At 68.9% G+C, this 17079-nt stretch carries 9 protein-coding genes; 1 reads left to right on the forward strand and 8 read right to left on the reverse strand.

Annotated features, from left to right (window positions below; all coding sequences use genetic code 11):
* Nucleotides 1–11 precede the first annotated feature (11 nt).
* The 3 genes from RIB98_10750 to gltB form a co-directional block, all read right to left on the reverse strand.
* Nucleotides 12–2693 (reverse strand): ATP-binding protein, encoded by a 2682-nt coding sequence (locus RIB98_10750; protein ID MEQ8841453.1) that lies wholly within the window; start codon nt 2691–2693, stop codon nt 12–14.
* Nucleotides 2694–2826: 133 nt separating this feature from the next.
* On the reverse strand, nt 2827–4290 hold the full coding sequence (locus RIB98_10755) for a glutamate synthase subunit beta (protein ID MEQ8841454.1): 1464 nt from the start codon (nt 4288–4290) through the stop codon (nt 2827–2829).
* A 9-nt stretch (nt 4291–4299) separates the two neighbouring features.
* Entirely contained in the window at nt 4300–8916 is a 4617-nt protein-coding gene (gene gltB, locus RIB98_10760; protein MEQ8841455.1) for a glutamate synthase large subunit, read from the reverse strand.
* Between the two features lie 148 nt (nt 8917–9064).
* On the opposite strand from gltB, the gene RIB98_10765 reads away from it, so the two are divergent.
* Entirely contained in the window at nt 9065–10348 is a 1284-nt protein-coding gene (locus RIB98_10765) for a M18 family aminopeptidase (GenBank protein MEQ8841456.1), read from the forward strand.
* On the opposite strand, the gene RIB98_10770 is transcribed toward RIB98_10765, so the two are convergent.
* From RIB98_10770 to RIB98_10790, 5 genes are all read right to left on the reverse strand, one after another.
* The gene (locus tag RIB98_10770; protein ID MEQ8841457.1) at nt 10338–11915 is read right to left on the reverse strand and encodes a TrkH family potassium uptake protein; all 1578 of its coding nucleotides are present in this window, start codon (nt 11913–11915) and stop codon (nt 10338–10340) included. The genes RIB98_10765 and RIB98_10770 overlap by 11 nt on opposite strands.
* A complete protein-coding gene (locus tag RIB98_10775) occupies nt 11912–13426 on the reverse strand; it encodes a potassium transporter TrkG (protein MEQ8841458.1) in 1515 nt (504 codons plus the stop codon). The genes RIB98_10770 and RIB98_10775 overlap by 4 nt, the downstream gene beginning before the upstream one ends.
* Nucleotides 13423–14760, reverse strand: a complete 1338-nt coding sequence (trkA, locus tag RIB98_10780; GenBank protein MEQ8841459.1) for a Trk system potassium transporter TrkA — start codon at nt 14758–14760, stop codon at nt 13423–13425. Before trkA ends, RIB98_10775 begins: the two co-directional genes overlap by 4 nt.
* Before the next feature lie 39 nt (nt 14761–14799).
* Complete coding sequence (locus RIB98_10785) at nt 14800–15414, reverse strand: 5-formyltetrahydrofolate cyclo-ligase (protein MEQ8841460.1); 615 nt, start codon at nt 15412–15414, stop codon at nt 14800–14802.
* 119 nt (nt 15415–15533) lie between these two features.
* The coding region (locus RIB98_10790) for a sodium-translocating pyrophosphatase (protein MEQ8841461.1) at nt 15534–17079 on the reverse strand (1546 nt) is incomplete at its 5' end.

Below are 17079 nucleotides of genomic sequence, written 5' to 3' on the forward strand. Positions count from 1 at the left end.
ATCGGGGCTCCTCAGCTCCGTCGGTTCGGTTGATCATCGGCGCCCGGTTCGGGGGCCCGTCCCTTGCGGAGGCCGGCCCGATAGCGAGAGAGCATCTGGCGCACCTCCTCGGGGGAACGGTTGGCGGCCGGCGCGATCTGTGCGTCCGGCTGCGAGGGGGTGGCGCCGGGCGAGTACTTGGACTCGTCGGGCACATCGACCTGCTTGGGCGTGCGCCGGACGAGTCCAGCGCTGGTGACCTGCGGCGGCATGGCGCCGACAGCCGCGGGGTCGCGGGTCGGGAGGGCCGTCGGGGCCGATTCCGGCGTCGCACCACCGTCGTCGATCGCGGTCGGACCGGTTCCGCTCTCGGGGGCCTCGGGCTCCGGATTGCGGGTCGGAAGGTCGGCGATGGAGTCGATCGGTGCGAACAGGTCGGCGCCCGGGTCGCTCGGGGAGGCGGGCACGCCGGGGGCACCACCGAAAGCCGAGAACAGATCGTTGTTTCTCTCCGGGAGCGACGGTGTGGGTTCGGGTGATGCGTCGGCAGTCGAGTTTGCGTCGACCGGCTTCTTGGGGCGGCGGGTCGGGAGCTTGGCCGGCCCACTCTCGGCGACGGGCTCCGAGACATCGGCATCGGCATCCGGTGCCGGGGTCGCCTCGTTCACCGTGGCGGGAGCGATCGACTCTTCGTGGAAGACCGGGCCGGAGTCGGCGAACGGGTTCCCCATCGTGTCGGGGGTCGGCACCGGCTCGGGCACGGACGCGACGTCGTCCGCCACCGCTTCCGGTTCGCCCAGCACTTCCTCGATCTCGGCCGGGGTGTCGGCCGGGCCCTCGAGGTCGACGCGACCCACCATCTCGGACGGAATGGTGACGACGGCGGTGACACCGCCCTCCGTGCCGGAGGTCAGCTGCACGACCACACCGAGGCGGTGCGCGAGCCGGGAGACCACGGTGAATCCGAGGGAGCGGCTGAGATCGAGGCCCACCAGCGGGGGCTCGGCCAGCGTCTTGTTGGCGGTGGCGATCTGTTCGGCACTCATGCCGATGCCTCGGTCGGTCAGCGTCAGCTGATAACTGTCGTCGGCGATCCGGTAGCCGACCACGTCGACGGTGACGTCGGGCGGCGAGAACTGGGCGGCGTTCTCCATCAGTTCGGACATCAGATGCGCGAGGTCGACGGCGACCGAGCCGGCGACCGTCGACGGGTCGACGGCCAGCAGCTGGATGCGGCTGAAGTCCTCGATCTCGCCCATGGCGACACGGAGCACGTCGGCGATCTCCACCGGGCGGCCGCGACGGCGGGTGGGCTCGGCACCGGCCAGCACGAGCAACGACTCTGCGTTGCGGCGCATGCGGGTGGCGAGGTGGTCCAAGCGGAAGAGGTTCTCGAGCTGGTCCGGATTCTCTTCCTTGGACTCGAGTTGGTCGATGAAGTCGATCTGGCGGTCGAGCAGGCTCTGGTTCCGGCGGGCGAGGTTCACGAAGATGTCGGAGATGCCGCGCCGGAGCAGTTCGGTCTGCTCCTCGGCGACGTCCATCGTCACCTGTTGGATCTCGGAGATCGCGTGGGCGAGCTGGGCGACCTCGTCGCGGCCCTTCGCCTCGATCGGGGTGAGCACCGGAGCCTCGGCACGGCCGGCGCTGCGCATCGACTCGACCAGGGCGGGCAGTTCCTCGGCCGAGAGCTGCTCGGCGCTGCGGGTGAGTCGGGTCAGCGGTCGGCTGATCGAGCGGCCGATGATCACGGCCATCAGGAGCGCCAGCAGCACGACGGATCCGGCGAGGATCAGGAAGGAGCGGGCCTCCTCATTGGCGGCCGCGGCTTCCTGCTGGGCGCTGACGGTGGCCTCGGCCACCAGACTGCCGCTGATCTCGTTGAGACCGCGGAGCTGGGCCTCGCCACGCTCCAACCAGGCGATGACTCCCCCGTTCTCGGCATCGGAGATGTACGTCTGGATTTCGGCCACGCTGTCACCACCGGTCGTGCCGGCGGGCAGCACACCGCTGTTCTTGAGGCGCTCGAGGCTGGTCAGGTACCGCTCGTCGGCGGAGGCCGAGAAGGCCGTGAGGCTGGTCTCCGCGGTGCGCTCGGCGTCGGACACGAGGGTGACGGCGACGGCACTCAGCGAGTTCTCCCCGATGGCCTCGGAGCCCACCGAGGCGATCGTCGAGTAGGCGGACTGGATCCGGGTGAGCTCGTTCAGGTCGCTGAGCGCTCGGAAGAGGTCGAGGTCGTCCGCCTGGGCCGCGAGCGCGGTGGTGGCGTCGTCGACGGCACGGCTGGCGCCGGCGAGGAGCGTGCCGGTCACTGCATCGGTGCCTCGATCGGGTGCGAGCGTGGTGGGCAGGCGCTCGGCGAGATCGTCGAGTTCGGCGAGGAGCTCGGGATCCCCGATGTCGCCTCGGGCGTTGCCGATGGCGGCAACCCAACGGCGGAGCTGAGCGTCGGTCTCGGCCCGTTCGGCCGCCAACACCTCGGCGTCGATGAGCATGCGGTCGGCCTCGAGCACGCGGATTCGCTCGATCTGGATCGAGAGCGAGAGGTCTGCACCGGCGTCGGCCAGTTCGGCGATACGGACCTCGCCCTCCTGGAAGGCGGTGCGTTCCGTGCGGTCCACGATGCCTGAATAGGCGAAAACCGCAACCGCGATGAGCGGTGTCGCGAGCAGCAAGAACAGCTTGCCTCGAACCTTGATCCTCTTGAGCATACGGACGGCCTCTGAGCGTCGGGGCACCCGTGGTGGGTGCCTCCCGAATCAGGTCGGCGGATGCGGATGGATGTTGAGGAGTCCGGGTCGGAGGACTCGCCTCCCCGGGGTCGGACGGCCGGGAGGGGCCGGCTCAGCGCAGGGGCGCGGCGCTCGGTCGGATGGGGGCCGGGAGCTGCGTGTCGTCCATCAACCAGGAGTCGACGGCCGCGGCCGCCGAGCGCCCTTCGGCGATCGCCCACACGATGAGGCTCTGGCCCCTGCCCATGTCGCCGGCCACGAAGACGCCGTCGACGTTGGTCGACCAGGCATCGTCGCGCACGACGTTGCCTCGACCGTCGAGGTCGACGCCGAACTGCTCGGTCAGCGCCCCCTGTTCGGGTCCGGTGAAGCCCATGGCGAGGAGCACGAGCTGGGCCGGGAAGTCCTTCTCGGAGCCGGCAACGGGCTCGAAGGACATGCGGCCGTCCTCGAAGACCTGCTCGACACGAACGGTGCGCAGCACGGCGACATTGCCGTCGTCGTCGCCCGCGAACTCGACCGTGTTGATGGCGTACTCGCGCTCGCCGCCCTCTTCGTGGGCGGAGCTGACGCGATAGATCATCGGCCAGGTCGGCCACGGGTTGGCGGCGGGCCGTTCCTCTGGGGGATGCGGCATGATCTCGAACTGGTGCACGGACGCCGCGCCCTGGCGATGCGAGGTACCGAGACAATCGGCGCCGGTGTCACCGCCGCCGATGATGACGACGTCCTTGCCCTCGGCGCTCAGGGTCGGGGCGTCGAGGTCGCCCTCCTGCACGTGGTTGGCGATGGGGAGGAACTCCATCGCCTGGTGGATGCCGTTCAGCTCGCGGCCGGGGATGGGCAGATCGCGGGCCTGTGTCGCCCCGCAGGCGAGGACGACGGCGTCGTACTCGGCTCGGAGCTGATCGGCGGTGACGTCGACGCCGACGCTGACGTTGCAGCGGAACTCGGTGCCCTCCGCTTCCATCTGCTCGAGTCGACGGTCGAGGTGGCGCTTCTCCATCTTGAACTCGGGAATGCCGTAGCGCAGGAGTCCGCCGGGGCGGTCGGCCCGTTCGTAGACCACGACATCGTGGCCGGCCCGGGTGAGCTGTTGGGCGGCCGCGAGACCGGCCGGACCGGACCCGACCACGGCGACGGACTTGCCGGTGGTCGTGACGGGCATCTCCGGCGTGACCCAACCCTCTTCCCAGGCGCGATCGATGATCTCGACCTCGATGCGCTTGATCGTCACGGGCGGCTCGTGGATGCCCAGAACGCACGCTGCCTCGCAGGGTGCGGGACAGAGTCGACCGGTGAACTCCGGAAAGTTGTTCGTCGCGTGGAGGCGATCGATGGCGTCACGCCATTGGCCTCGATAGGTGAGGTCGTTCCAGTCGGGAATGATGTTGCCCAGCGGGCACCCGTTGTTGCAGAACGGGATGCCGCAGTCCATGCAACGGCTCGCCTGTTCGCGCAGTTTCTCCTCGGGAAACGGCTCGTACACCTCTTTCCAGTCCTTCAACCGCACCGGTACCGGTCGCCGCGTCGGCAGCTCCCGGTCGTGCTTCATGAAACCTCGTGGATCAGCCATGTGTCGTCCTCAGCCCCGGGAGGCGGCCATGATCGCCTCGGTCTCGTCGCCGCCGGATTCGCGGGCCGCGGCCGCGGCCTCGAGCACCCGTCGGTAGTCGGTGGGCATCACCTTGACGAACTCGCCGGCGGTGGTGCCCCAATCGGCCAGGATTCGAGCGGCAACCTCGCTGCCCGTCTCGTGGCGGTGCTTCTCGATGCGGTCCCGCAGCCAGCCGAGATCCTCGTCGTCGAGGCTCTCGAGCTCGACCATCTCGCGGTTGAGCCGCTTCGGGAACACGCCGGTGGGGTCGTGGACGAACGCCACTCCCCCGCTCATCCCGGCGGCGAAGTTGCGCCCGGTCGGGCCGAGGATGACGGCTCGACCACCGGTCATGTACTCACATCCGTGGTCACCGATGGCCTCGACCACGGCGATGGCCCCCGAGTTGCGGACACAGAACCGTTCACCGACCGCGCCGCGCAGGAACACCTCTCCCCCGGTCGCGCCGTAGAGGATGACGTTGCCGGCGATGACGTTCTCCTCGGCCACGAACCGGGCGTCGTCGGGCGGTCGCACGACCACGCGCCCGCCGGACAGCCCCTTGCCGACATAGTCGTTCGCGTCGCCGCTGAGGCGGAGGGTGATGCCCTTCGGGAGGAACGCGCCGAGACTGTTGCCTGCCGATCCGGTGAAGTTGACGACGATCGTGTCGTCGGGAAGGCCGGCGCTGCCGTAACGGGTGGTCACCTCGAACCCGAGCAGCGTGCCGACCGTGCGGTTCACGTTGCGGATGGGGATGTCGATCGTGACCGGGCGTCCCTCGTCGAGGGCGCCCTCGGCCAGCTGGATCAGCGTCTGGTCGAGGGCGGCCTCGAGGCCGTGGTCCTGGTCCTTCCACTGGTGCCGACGTGCCTCGCGGGCGATCTCGGGGAGATGGAGGATGGGCGACAGATCGAGCCCGTCGGCCTTCCAGTGGTTCACGGCGTCGGTGACGTCGAGAACCTCGACCTGGCCGACGGCCTCGTCGAGGTTGCGGAATCCGAGCTCGGCCATGAGTTCGCGGACCTCCTCCGCGATGTACTCGAAGAAGTTGACCACGAACTCGGGCGAACCGGAGAACTTCTTGCGAAGCTCCGGGTTCTGCGTGGCCACGCCCACCGGGCAGGTGTCGAGGTGGCAGACCCGCATCATCACGCAGCCCATGACGACGAGAGGGGCCGTGGCGAAGCCGAACTCCTCGGCGCCCAGGAGCGCGGCGATCATCACGTCACGGCCGGTCTTGAGCTGTCCGTCGCACTGCACGACGATGCGATCGCGAAGGTCGTTGAGCAGCAGGGTCTGCTGGGTCTCGGCCAGGCCGAGCTCCCAGGGCGCGCCGGCGTGCTTGATCGAGGTCTGGGGTGAGGCGCCGGTGCCGCCGTCGTGACCGGAGATCAGCACCACGTCGGCATGCGCCTTCGACACTCCGGCGGCCACGGTGCCCACGCCGACCTCGGCCACGAGCTTCACATGGATGCGGGCCTTCGGATTGGCGTTCTTGAGATCGTGGATCAGCTGGGCGAGATCCTCGATCGAATAGATGTCGTGGTGCGGCGGCGGAGAGATGAGCCCGACCCCCGGGGTGGAGTGTCGGGTCTCGGCGATCCACGGGTACACCTTGTGGCCGGGCAGCTGACCGCCCTCACCGGGCTTGGCGCCCTGGGCCATCTTGATCTGGATGTCATCGGCGTTCACGAGGTACTCGCTGGTCACGCCGAAACGCCCGCTGGCCGCCTGCTTGATGGCGCTGCGGCGCAGATCGCCGTTCTCGTCGGGGACGAAACGGCGGGCGTCCTCGCCGCCCTCCCCGGTGTTGGACTTCGCGCCGATGCGGTTCATGGCGATGGCGAGCGTCTCGTGCGCCTCGGCGGAGATCGAGCCGTAGCTCATCGCTCCCGTGGAGAAGCGGCGCACGATCGATTCGACCGACTCGACCTCGTCGAGGGGTACCGACGGCCGGGCGTCGGTGCGGAACTTGAACAGGCCGCGGAGGGTGCCGAGATCCGTCGCATGGTCGTTGACCCGGCCGGTGTAGTCCTTGAAGACGTCGTAGCGGCCTTCGCGGGTGGCGTGTTGGAGTTTGAAGACGGTCTCGGGATTGAAGAGGTGATACTCCCCTTCGCGGCGCCACTGGTACTCGCCGCCCACCTCGAGCGTGCGGTGCGCTCGCTCGGTTGCGTTGATCGGGAACGCCAGACGGTGGCGCGAGGCGATCTCCTCGGCCAGCACGTCGAGTCCGACGCCGCCGAGACGGCTGACGGTGCCGGTGAAGTACTCGTCGACCACGCTCGCATCGAGGCCGATCGCCTCGAAGATCTGGGCCCCGGTGTAGGACGCGACCGTCGAGATGCCCATCTTCGACATCACCTTGAGGATGCCCGTGCCGGCCGCCTTCACGAAGTTGGCGTGGGCGACGTCGGGGTCCATCGAGGGGTCGAGTCCGTGGTCGCCGTTGGCGATCATGTCCTCGATGGTCTCGAACACCAGATAGGGGTTGATCGCGTTGGCCCCGTAGCCGATCAGCAAGCAGACCTGATGACACTCGCGCACGTCGCCGCTCTCGACGACGAGTCCGGCGCGGCTGCGGGACTTCTCCCGCACGAGATGGTGATGGACGGCACTGGTGGCGAGCAGTGACGGAATCGGCGCCATGGTGTCGTCGGTGCCACGATCGGAGAGGACGATCACCGTGGCGCCCGCGTCGATCGCGGCCGATGCCTCGGACCGTAGACGGGCGAGCGCGGCAGCGAGACCGTCGGCGCCCTCGGCTACCGGGAACCGCGCCGAGAGGACCTCGGTACGGAAGCCGCCCGGGCCGTCGCCACCGTCGAGGGCGACGAGGCGAGCGAGGTCACTGTCGCTGATGACCGGGTTGTCGAGATGGATCGTGCGGCACGAGTCCGGCTGAGGATCGAACAGGTTGCCTTCGGGGCCGACGCGGGCGAATGTCGAGGTGATGATCTTCTCGCGGATGGCGTCGAGCGGCGGGTTCGTCACCTGCGCGAAGAGCTGCTGGAAGTAGTCGCTCAGCTGGCGTGACCGTGTGGACAGCACGGCGATCGGCGTGTCGGTGCCCATCGAACCCATCGCCTCCTTGCCGTCGATGGCCATGGGCGCGATGAGGAGCCTCTTCTCCTCGAGCGTGTAGCCGAAGGTCTGCTGGCGTTGGACGAGCGTACCCTCGCCACGCGGACGGGGGGTGCCTTCGGGAAGGTCGGCGAGCGTGACGAGATGCTGGTCGATCCACTCGCCGTAGGGCCGGGCGTCGGCGATGCGCTGCTTGATCTCGTCGTCGCGGACGATGCGACCCTCTTCGGTGTCGATGAGGAACATGCGGCCGGGCTGGAGACGGCCCTTCTCGACCACCTTGTCCTGGGGGATCTCGACCACGCCGACCTCGCTGGCCATGATCACGAGGCCGTCGTCGGTGACCCAGTAGCGCGACGGGCGCAGCCCGTTGCGGTCGAGGACCGCCCCGATGACCCGGCCGTCGGTGAAGGCGATCGAGGCCGGCCCGTCCCACGGTTCCATCCGAGCGGCGTTGTACCGGTAGAAGGCCTTCTGGGCTTCGCCCATCTCCTCGTGGTGTTCCCAGGGCTCCGGGATCATCATGAGCACGGCCTCTTCGAGCGGAATGCCGCCGAGGACGAGGAGTTCGAGGGCCTCGTCGAATCCGGCTGTGTCCGACGCACCAGGGGTGCAGATCGGGAAGGCACGTTCGAGTCCGGGAAGGTTGGGCGTCGAGAGGAGGGCCTCTCGGGCCCGCATCCAGTTGCGGTTGCCCTGGATGGTGTTGATCTCGCCGTTGTGGGCGACGATCCGATACGGGTGGGCGAGCGGCCAGGACGGGAACGTGTTGGTGGAGAAGCGCGAATGGACGAGCGCCATCGCGCTCTCGACGCGCCGGTCGGTGAGATCGGGGTAGAACGCCGCCAATTGCGGGGTGGTGAGCATGCCCTTGTAGACGATCGTGGCGCTGCTGAGCGACGGAAAATAGACGCCGTCGTGGGCCTCGGAGGCACCACCCATCGCCTCGTTGACCTCGTCGGGGCCTGCGGACACCGAAGTCTCGTGCTCGATGCGCTTTCGGGCGATGAAGGCGAGGCGATCGAGTCCTCGGCCCGTGAGCGGACTGCCATCCGCCGCCCTGCCCGCCACGAAGACCTGCCGGAACGTCGGCATCGTCATCAGCGACGCGGATCCGAGTATCGATTCGTCGACGGTGACATCGCGCCAGCCGAGCACCTCGAGTCCCTCGTCGCGCAGGATGGCCTCGACGGCCCGTTCGGCGACGGACGCGGACTCGTCGTCCTGGGGTAGGAACGCGATGCCGGTGGCGTACTCGCCGCTCGGCGGAAGGTCGAACGACAGCACGTCGCGATAGAAGCGGTCGGGGATCTGGATGAGGATTCCCGCGCCGTCGCCCGTGTTGATGTCGGCTCCCTGCGCACCGCGGTGCTCCATGTTGCAGAGGGCACCGATGCCCTTCAGCACGGTGTCGTGGCTGGCCCGGCCGTGGATGTCGCACACGAAGCTGACGCCGCACGAGTCGTGCTCGTTGCGGGGGTCATACAGTCCTTGACGGGGTGGCAGGGCGCCGGCCATTGGTCTCCTCAGGGTCTCCAGCGTCCGGGCGCGGGCCCGGACATGTGTGGAGCAGGGACGACGTTGGCCCGGCTTCCAGGACGAGAAACCGTAGCGATTCCCCATCAGGGACGACCAACTCGGGCCGTCGGTGGGTCATCATAGGCCGATGCGAGCACCTGACCTCTCGGTTTCCCGGCGGCTTCTGGGCCGCCTCGACGACTCCCCCACCCCGTTCCACGCGGTCGCAACCGCCGCCGCCGTGCTGGCCGACGACGGATTCTCCGAGATCGCAGCGGGCACGGCCATCCCCGTCCGGGGCCGCTCGTTCGTCCGGCGAGGCGGTGCCCTCGTGGCGTGGGTGGTGGACGAAGCCCACAATGCGTCCAGCCCGGTGAGGGTCGTCGGCGCCCACACCGACAGCCCCAACCTTCGGATCAAGCCCCAGCCCGACTCGGGCGATGAGCGGTGGCGCCAACTCGGTGTCGAGATCTACGGCGGCGTACTGCTCAACTCGTGGCTCGACCGTGATCTCGGTCTCGCCGGGCGGGTCGTGGTGCGCGACGGCGACGGGGTGTCCACCCGCCTCCTGCGAGACGATCGACCGCTGCTGCGGCTACCCCAGCTGGCCATCCACCTCGACCGTGAGATCCACGAGAAGGGATTGATGCTCAACAAGCAGGTCCACATGGCCCCGATCTGGGCGGCCGGTCAGGACGCACCGTCGTTCTCGAGCTATCTCGCCGGACAGCTCGATGTCGCCCCCGACGACATCGTGTCGTGGGAGGTCATGGCCCACGACCTCACCCCGGCGGCGCTCACCGGTCTCGACGAGCAGTTCCTCGCGTCCGCCCGCATCGACAACCTGCTGTCGTGCTTCGTCGGCCTGGAGGCCCTGCGGGAGGTGGCCGCCGCCCCCGGCCCGTCGATCCCGGTCCTGTGCCTCTTCGACCATGAGGAGGTCGGCAGCGTCAGCAGCACCGGCGCGGCATCGCCCCTGCTCGGCGACATCGTCGACCGCATCGGTGCCGCACTCGGAGGCGACCTCGAGGACCGCGCCCGGAGCCGGGCCGACAGCCTGGTGCTCTCCGCCGACGGCGCCCACGCGACGCACCCGAACTACGCCGATCGCCACGAGCCCGACCACATGGTGGCGGTCAACGCGGGCCCGGTGCTGAAGGTCAACGCCAACCAGCGCTACGCGACGGATGCCGAGACCGCGGCCGCGTTCACCCTCGCCTGTGAGCGTGCCGAGGTGCCGATGCAGCGATTCGTCACCCGTACCGACCTTGCCTGCGGCTCCACGATCGGCCCGGCCGCGGCCGGCCGGCTCGGGATGGCCGTCGTCGACGCCGGGTGTGCGCAGCTCGCCATGCACTCGGCCCGCGAGATGGCCGGCAGCCACGACCCGGCGTGGTTCCAGGCCGCGATCGTGGCGCTGCTCAGCGCCTGAGACCGTCCTTCACGACGCGATAGGGCGCCGCGAACATCAGCAACATCGGGAAGATCTCGAGGCGTCCGACGAGCATCAGCAGCGCGAGGACGAGACGAGCGGGCTGCGAGAACGCGGTCGAGAACGATGCCGTGGGTCCCGCGTTGCCGAGGGACGGTCCCATGTTGCCGAGGGAACCGATGACGCCGCCGATGGACGCGTCGAGATCGCCACCGAGGGCGGTCACGGCCAGGACGCCGGCCAGGACGATCAGGACGTAGAGGACGAAGAAGCCCGCCATTCGCGACACGATGTCCTCGGCGACCGCCGTGGTTCCGTGCTTGATGGGGAGCACGGCGCGGGGCTTCTCGGTGCGACGGATGGTCCGGATCGTGTGCGCGAACAGCACCTGGACACGCATCACCTTGATACCGCCCGAGGTGGAGCCGGTCGACGCACCCGACACGAAGAGCAACAGCAGCACCATCTGCGCGGCCGGGGCCCAGGTGACGAAGTCCCCCGGGGCGCCCGACGAGGTGGCGTTTCCGTACCCCGTGCTCGTGCCGAGGGAGACGACGTTGAAGGCGCCGGTGCGGATCGCGGTCGTGGCCGAGTAGTCCGAATCGAGGAGCAGGATCGTGCTGACCACGATCACGGCTCCGGCCACGATCACGAGATAGCCGCGGAACTCCGGGTCGCGGCGATACGCCGACATGTCGCCCTGTGCCGCGCGCCAGTGCAGGGCGAAGTTGGCGCCGCCATAGAGCATTCCCGCGATGATCACGAGCTCGACGATGGCGCTGTCGTAGTAGCCGATCGACTGGCCGTAGGGCGAGAACCCGCCCGTGGACGTGGTGGTGAGCGCATGCGCGACACTGTCGTAGAAGCTCGGACCCGGCACCGCGAAGAGGGCGACCGTGACCAGGATGGTGAAGACCACATAGATGGTCCAGAGATTGCGCGCCGTCTCCGAGACCCTCGGGGTGAGGCGGTCGCCGGCCTCGCCGGGGGCCTCGGCCGTGATGAGGTCGAGACCACCCACGCCCAGAAACGGGAGGATGGTGACGGCGAGCACCACGATGCCCATGCCGCCGTACCACTGGGTCGACTGGCGATACATCATCAGGCCGCGGCCGGGCGATTCGAAGTCGTTGAGTGCCGTCGATCCCGTGCAGCTGAATCCCGAGGCCGACTCGAAGACGGCATTGACGATCTGCTCGACGAGGCCGTCCCCCGTCGTGGCGAAGGTCCCGGCCAGGACGTAGGGAATCGCCCCACCGAGCGTGACGATCAGCCAGGTCCAGCCGACGGCGGCGAAGATCGCCCGCGTGCGGACCGAGTCGGCCCGCGTTCCTCGCCACAGGCCGAGGCCGATCCCGGCACAAATGAGCGTGGACGCGAGCATGGCCGTGGTGTCGGTGTCGGTCGACGCCCATTCGACGATCGTGGACAGGCCCATTCCGAGCGCCACGAACGAGAGCGCGATGCCGCTGACGTGCAGTGCGGTGTTGGGCAACCCACGCGGCTCGTCGCTGAGACGGCTGATGAGCTCGACCGGGTTCGTGCCGGAGCGAGAGGCCGTCCTCATCGGCGCCACCGGCGAGCCATGAACCGACGAGCCTGGCGAACGCCGGCCCTGCGGGCCGCGAAGATCGACGAGACCGCCAGCAACAGCGGCAGGATGGTCATCCGGCCGGCCAGCATGAAGGGTGTGAGGAGGAGGCGAGCGGCCGGGGACCAGTCGGAGATGTCGCCGTAGGGCCCGGCGCCGACACCGGGGCCGTGGGTGGAGATCACGGAGGCACCGGTGTAGATCGCGCCCACCACGTCGAGACCGGCGGCTGCCAGGGCGAATGCCGCCACGCCGCACAAACCGATGTGCGCGATCTGATATCCGGTGGTGCGTTCGAGTATTCGTTCCCCGATGGGTGCATCGGCCTGTTTCACCACGACGATGGAGTGCGGGTCGAGTTGACGACGCAGCTCGCGTCGGGCGAACCCGACGAGCGTCCACGCCCTCACCACCCGCAGCCCGCCACCGGCGCTGGACGCCATCGAGCCGGTGCTGATCAACACGAGCAGGACCACCAGCAGCGCGTCGTCGAACACGGTCCAGTCGCCCACCGCGTAGCCGGTGGTGCTCAGCGCCGAGGCGGCCGTGAAGCTCGCGTCGAGGATGCTGATGTCGTCGGCGCCGAGAGCGATCGTGATCGCACCTGACGCGAGTAGCCCGAGGTAGAGCCGAAGCTCGGTGCTGCGCCAGACCGGGCGGAGTCGGCCGCGAATGATCCACCAGATCACGAAGAAGCTGGATCCGCCGACGATCATGCCGAGGGTGGCGACGGTGCGCGGTCCGGTGCCGAATCCGGCGAACGAGTCGAGCTGTGAGGAGAAGCCACCGGTGGAGATCGTGGTCATGGCGTGCACGGCGGCGTCGCGGGGGCCCAGGCCCGTGACGATATAGCCGATGCCGAGGACACCCGTGAGGAGCGAGTAGACGATCGCGACGCGGCGGCCGCCGATGGTCGGTGTCGGCGCCAGTCGGTCCGACGTCTGATGAGATGCGGTCGCGTTGAGCTGGGTGCCGCGAAACGCGAGCGGCAGCGCGACGACGCCGACCACCACGCCGATCAGGCCGCCGAGCCACTGTGTGGCCCCCCGCCAGAGTTGCATCGGCAGGGTGAGTTCGGTGGGGTCGACGGTGGTCATCGCCACCGTGCTGAAGCCGGCCGCCGCTTCGACGAAGGCGTTGTCGACGCGCTCGATCGTGCCGGTGGCCAGATACACGAGGGTGCCGAGGACCACGAGAACGAGCCAGCTGAGGGCGAGGGCTACGAGTATCCGACCCGGCACCGGACGGGCGGCGAGCGACAGCGAACCACGGGTGAGATGACCGACGAGCAGCGCGCCGGCGCCGGCGATGACGAGCACCAGCGCATCGCCTGCGTCGTCCCAGGCGCCGAGGAGCCCGCAGACCACGCTGAGGAAGCCCAGGGCGTAGACGCCGTCGGCGATGGCGAGGCGCGTGTAGGACGAGCGCACCGGACGACCGAGAGCGAGCCGGTCCCTCGGTGTGCCCGGCAGGCTGCGCTTGCTCACCCCAGGACTCGGTGAACCTCGTCGACCGCGCCGGGAATGGCGAAGGCCACGATGTGGTCCCGGCCGCGAAGGCGGCTACGACCGCGGGCGATCTGCGCCTTCCCGTCGCGCACGAACGCACCGATGAGGACGTCCTTCGGCAGGCCGAGGTCCTTGACGAGGGCGCCGTCGGCGGGACTCTTCGGGGCGATCTCGAGCTCGATCACCTCTGCGTCGCCCTGCAGGAAGGTGGCGACGGCGGTGACGTCGCCCCGAACGAATCGCAGCACGCCGTTGGCGGTGGCGGTGCGAGGAGAGAGGGCGACGTCGATGCCGGCCTGGCCGAGGAGCGTGAGCAGGGCGAGGCGGTGCACGACGGCGACGGTCTCGCCTGCCCCCGCAGCCTTCGCATAGAGGCAGGCCAGGATGTTCGCATCGTCTTCACCCGTGAGGGCGACGACCATGTCGTAGCGGCCGACGTCGGCCTCCTCGAGCAGGTCGGCATCGGCGATGTCGCCCTCGAGGACGAGCGTGTCGTCGAGGCGTTCGGCGAGAACGCGGGCCCGAACCGGGTTGCGCTCGACGATGACGACCTCGACCCCTCGGCTCGTGAGCTTCTCGGCCAGGATCTCGGCGGTGCGGCCACCGCCCAGGAGCATGACCCGGTTCAGGCTGGCCCGTTCGAGCCCCAGGAGCTCGGTGACCATCCGTCGGGCCCGCCGTTTGATGGCGACACGAACGTGGTCGCCCGGCTCCAGGCGGTGGTCTCGGCGAGGGATGACGGTCTCCTCACCACGACCGATCGAACCGACGACGAAGTCCCAGTCGGGCTCGAACTCCTCGCCGATGTCCTTCAGGGAGCGTCCGATGAGCGGTGCGTCAGCCGGGAGGCGGGCGCCGATGACGATGACCTCACCGCCCGCCATGTAGGCGACCTCATCGGCCCCGGGGAAGTCGAGCAGCTCGAGGACCTCGGCCGCCGCCTCGGCGTCGGGATCGATCACGAGATCGGCGCCCGACGCCAGGCGAACGCCCTCGGCGTCGGCGCCGCGGAGTTCGGGCGCCTCAATGCGCACGATGGTGCGCTCGACGCCGAGCGACTTGGCGAGCAGCGACGAGATCAGGTTCACCTCGTCGTTGCTGGTGACGGCGACCAGGAGCTCGGCCTGTTCGACTCCGGCACGGCGCAGCGTGGCGGGATGGGTGCCGCTCCCCTGGACCGTCAGGACGTCGAGATCGTCGCTGAGTGCACGGAGGCGGAGGGCGTCGAGCTCGACGACGGCGACGTCGTGGCCCTCGCGGCTGAGTCGTTCGGCCACATACGAGCCGACTTCACCGGCTCCGACGACAATCACGTGCACTGCTCTTTTCTAGCCCCTTCTGCGTCGCTCGGGTCAGATCCCGGGGTCCGGGACCGCGGGGTCGAGCGCGCCGGGCCGGAACTCGCGTACCTCGTCCTCGGTGATCACCGCGTCGAGCCCGATGTCCCAGGCTTCTGTCGGAATCGCATCGACCTCCTGGAAGCCGTGTGCGATGCCGATCACCGTCGGGCGGCGATCCCCGCAACCGGCCAGGGCCCGGTCGTAGAAGCCGCCCCCCTGTCCGAGGCGATGGCCGGCGCCGTCGAAGGCCACGAGGGGTACGAGGACGACGTCGTGGTTGCGCAGGGCGAGCAACGGGCCGTGCGCCGGCTCGGGGATGCCGAACGCGCCATCGGCGAGGACGTGATCGGTGTCCCAGACGACGAACTCGAGGTGCTCACCGATGACCCGCGGCACCGTCACGGTGGCGCCGCGTTCGGCGACGAGGATGAGCGCCGCGTCGATGTCGAGTTCGCCTCGAACGGCGCGATAGCCGGCGACGGTGTCGGCCCGGCGGAGCACGGGGACACGGGCCAGTCGCGCCATCACGGCCATCGAGGCGGCCGCCTGGTCGTCGTCGTCGAGGTCGGCCCGCTGCTGTCGCAGCGCACGTCGAATCGCCTGGCGGGCCGCTGCGGTGTCGCTCACCGTTCGCACGGTAGCGGCGTGGGCCAAACGTGAAAGGGGCCGAATGGCCCGAACGCGGGACGGGAGCCCCCGGGGGGCTCCCGTCCGGTGGATCAGATCGGTTCGTCGGGCCGGTCGGCTCAGACGAAGGCGCTGGCGAACACCAACGAGACGATGGTCATCACCTTGAGGAGGATGTTCATCGCCGGGCCCGCGGTGTCCTTGAACGGATCACCGACGGTGTCGCCGACCACGGCGGCCTTGTGCTGCTCGCTGCCCTTGCCACCATGGGCGCCGGCCTCGATGTACTTCTTGGCGTTGTCCCACGCGCCACCGGCGTTGGCCATGAAGATGGCGAGCGCGAAGCCCGTCACCAGCGCGCCGGCGAGGAGACCACCAAGGGCATCGACGTCGATGAAGCCGACGGCGAGTGGGACGACCACGGCGAGGGCACCGGGGATGATCATCTCCTTGAGTGAGGCGTCGGTCGAGATCGCCACGCAACGGGCGGAGTCGGGCACGACGCCCTCCTTGCCCTCACGCAGGCCCGGGATCTCCCGGAACTGTCGACGAACCTCTTCGATCATGACACCGGCAGCGCGACCGACGGCGTCGATCGTGAGGGCCGCGAACAGGAACGGCAGACCGGCGCCGAGGAACAGGCCGATGAAAACGTCGACCTCGCCGATGTCGAGGTTGAGCGTGCCGCCCTCCTGCAGGACCGCGAATTCGAAGCTCTTGAACAGCGCCAGTGCGGTGAGCGCCGCCGAGCCGACGGCGAAGCCCTTGGCGATTGCCGCGGTGGTGTTGCCGAGGGAGTCGAGCGCATCGGTCACTTCACGCACGGACGGGTCGAGCCCGGCCATTTCGGCAATGCCGCCGGCGTTGTCGGCGATCGGGCCATAGGCGTCGACCGAAACAACCACGCCGGTGGTGGCCAACATGCCGATGGCGGCTACCGCGATGCCGTAGATGCCGCCACCGTCACCGAGGGTCAATTCGCCGCCCCAGTAGGCGATGCCCACACCGGCAAGGATCAACACGACCGAAGTAGCGACCGAGATCATGCCAGCACTGATGCCCGAGAGGATCGTCGTGGCAGGACCGGTCTCGGTCTGCGCGGCGATCTTCTTGACCGGGCCGAAGTGATCGGAGGTGTAGTACTCGGCGGTCTTGCCGAGTGCCCAACCGATGACGAGGCCGCCGATCACGCTGATCGCAAGACCGATCGGATTGCCGTCGGCGGTATCGGCGATGTCACCGAACATCCAGTACGCAACACCGATCGTTCCCACGATCGTGATTCCCATGGCCACGTTGGTGCCCATGTGCAGCGCCTTGCTGAGCGCCTTGCTGTCGGTGCTGTCGCCGCCCTTCACCAGGAAGGATCCGATGATCGAGGCGACCATGCCCACGAAGGCGATCGCCATCGGGAACACGAGGAACTCGATGATGCCGGCGTTGTCCGCGTCGGCAGCCGCCAGGCCGCCACCCGCGAAGGCGGTGAGAGCAACCGGGGCGATGATCGATCCGGCGTAGGACTCGAAGAGGTCGGCGCCCATGCCGGCGACGTCGCCGACGTTGTCGCCGACGTTGTCGGCGATCGTGGCCGGGTTGCGAGGATCGTCTTCCGGAATGCCCGCTTCGACCTTGCCGACGAGGTCGGCGCCGACGTCAGCGGCCTTG

The organism is Acidimicrobiales bacterium (genome assembly GCA_040219515.1).
Classification (GTDB): Bacteria; Actinomycetota; Acidimicrobiia; order Acidimicrobiales; family Aldehydirespiratoraceae; genus JAJRXC01.